This is a genomic window from Streptomyces albidochromogenes (genome assembly GCF_005981925.1).
Classification (GTDB): Bacteria; Actinomycetota; Actinomycetes; order Streptomycetales; family Streptomycetaceae; genus Streptomyces; species Streptomyces albidochromogenes.
The window spans coordinates 1-2,273 of the sequence record NZ_VBVX01000530.1; the positions used below are offsets into that span (position 1 = coordinate 1).

General features: G+C 69.6%; 2 protein-coding genes. One reads left to right on the top strand and one right to left on the bottom strand.

Annotation, left to right across the window (positions count from 1 at the left end; all coding sequences use genetic code 11):
* Positions 1-203: 203 nt before the first annotated feature.
* The gene (locus E2E34_RS33455) at positions 204-818 is read left to right on the top strand and encodes a LysE family translocator (protein ID WP_138905590.1); all 615 of its coding nucleotides are present in this window, start codon (positions 204-206) and stop codon (positions 816-818) included.
* A 3-nt stretch (positions 819-821) separates the two neighbouring features.
* Here the strand turns inward: E2E34_RS33455 and E2E34_RS33460 are convergent, their stop codons facing one another.
* The gene (locus E2E34_RS33460; RefSeq protein WP_244316384.1) at positions 822-1,982 is read right to left on the bottom strand and encodes a barstar family protein; all 1,161 of its coding nucleotides are present in this window, start codon (positions 1,980-1,982) and stop codon (positions 822-824) included.
* Positions 1,983-2,273 lie beyond the last annotated feature (291 nt).

The following is a 2,273-nucleotide window of genomic DNA, read 5'->3' on the forward strand; positions in this document are numbered from 1 at the left end:
AGATGTGTATAAGAGTCAGCAGATGGCGACGGAGAGTCGTCCCAGCAGTCACACCAGGCCCAGTGGTTGTGCCGGGGCGCGTCGACTGTCCATGAAGGGTCACGGGTCGTCGGTCGGGGGACCCAACGGTGGGGGCCGTGAACCCGGGTACGCGAGGGCCGTAGGGCTTTCGGAGTGTCGCGTACGAGTGGGGAGAATCGCGGATGTCGGTCAACTTAGTCGGGTTTGTAGGGGTCGTACTGCTCGCGTACGTCGTTCCGGGGCCGGACTTCCTCGTCATCGTCAGGGCTGCGGCCCGGCGGCGGGCGCTGGGATGGGCGGCCGCGCTGGGGGCGCAGGCCGGGTTGTGCGTCCACATGGCGGCGGCGGCCTTCGGGCTGTCCGTCGTGGCGGCCCAGTCGGCGGTGGTCTTCACGGCGATCAAGCTCGCCGGTGCCGGGTACCTCGTGTTCCTCGGCGTACGGGCGTTGCTGGCCGCCGGGAGGGGACCGGAGAGGGCAGGCGCGCCGGACGGCCGACACGGGACGAAGCGCGGCAGTTTCGCCGAGGGGTTCCTCACCAACGTGCTCAATCCCAAGGCCGCTCTCTTCTTCCTGAGCGTCCTGCCGCAGTTCATCGACGGCGGTGGTTCCGTGACGAGCCAGATCCTGCTGCTCGGCGTGCTCGATGTGCTGATCGGCGTTCTGTACTGGCCGTGGGTGGTCGTAGTGGCCGCCAAACTCCGGGGGTTGCTGGCCAGGCCGGTGTTCCGCCGCCGCTGGGAGCGGACCACGGGCGTGCTGTTCGTGGGTACGGGAGCGGCGGTGGCGGCCGGCTGACCCCTACTGGAGAAGGACGTGGGCACCACGGCGTTCGAGCAGCCGCACGATGTCCTCGAAGTACGTGAGCCCTTCTCCCGAGACGACGCCCGCGAGCGCTCGGCGCGCCACGTCCGCGTCGTGCCAGATCAGCGTGAAAGGCGCGGTGACGCCGAAGCCCCCACCCAGGCAGTCCGCGAACGCGTTCCACTCCCGGCCGAAGTAGCCCCCGGGCCCTGCGAGAGCCTCTGCCATCGCGCAGTGAAGACCGGGCACGTCGGTGACGGATGTCCCGTCGAGGTGGTACGTGCCGCCCGAGCGGTCCGGGCCCTGGCGGTCCATGCGGGTGGCCGTCAGGTCGAGCCACGCGGACCTGCCCTCCTCGGAGTAACGGGCCCATTGGTCGCGGGTCGTCGGGACTCCCCGGTACCAGACCTCCCAGATCGGCCGGGCCACCAGCGGAGGCCGGTCGTCCCCGCCGTCCGTGAGCGTGATGTCGACCAGGCTGCCTCCGAGCACGGACGGGCGGGCCTGCTCGATGTGCGGATCGACGGTGTGGCGGTACATCACCTCGCCGTGGCGGTCGAGCGCCAGCAGCTGCACCCAGTCACGGTCCTCGCGTGGCCGACGCAGGGCGGCGAGCAAGGGCTCAGCGGCTTCACATCCGATGAGGTGCAGGGGGGACGACGGTTGCGCCTCGCGCGGGGCGAACAACCCTTCGACTCCGGCGCAGTGCCCGGCAGGAAGCCCACTGGCGGCCCCCGCGAACAGTTGGAACTGCGGTGACGCCGGAAGGCTGTGTTCCCCTGCGTCCTCTTCGACCCCCGCGCTCACGACGACATCCACGAGGGCTGGGTCGTTTCGGTTCGGCCGATGGGCGAGGACGACGGCGTCCACCAGGCCCCACCACTGCAACGGCCGCTGGCCGTCCCCTACTTCGACACACATGCCGCCGAGCAACCCGGTGCTTTCCCCGGTGGCTGACAGCGCGTCGAGCAGCGGACCTTTCGGAGCGCACCCCCGCAGCGTCAGAACCTCGCGCGGCGGAGGCGCCTTGTCCGCGAACATGCCCTCGACGCCCGCGCACTGCCCCCAGTACTCTGCGTGGCCTTCTTGGTCCTCGTGAACAAGCAGGTACTTGACCGGGAAGCCCCGGTCCCAGACAGCGTGATCCGCGATCCGCACACATCCCCCGAGCAGATCTAATGATCTTGAGCTTTCCAATGTACGGCGTCGAACAGAGGGGGGGGCGTGCCGTGCGCGTGGTTCAAAACCCACACTTCGTGAGGAGCAACGCCCCTTCAGCCCCGCTCGTCACACCCGTTGCGCTTCTCCTCGCCATCTGCGGGTTTCGATTCACCCCCGCCGGCCGAACCCGCGCACGCCCCTGCAGGGGCACCCCTCCGCCGGTGCCGGTGTGCGTTGCGGCGCGGTGGTGGTGTCGCACCAACGGCCGTCGCCGCAGTCGCTGAGACA

Bases quoted from the DNA above. Each gene is read 5' to 3' on its own strand.
- E2E34_RS33455 (WP_138905590.1), top strand. From the start codon at position 204: ATGTCGGTCAACTTAGTCGGGTTTGTAGGGGTCGTACTGCTCGCGTAC.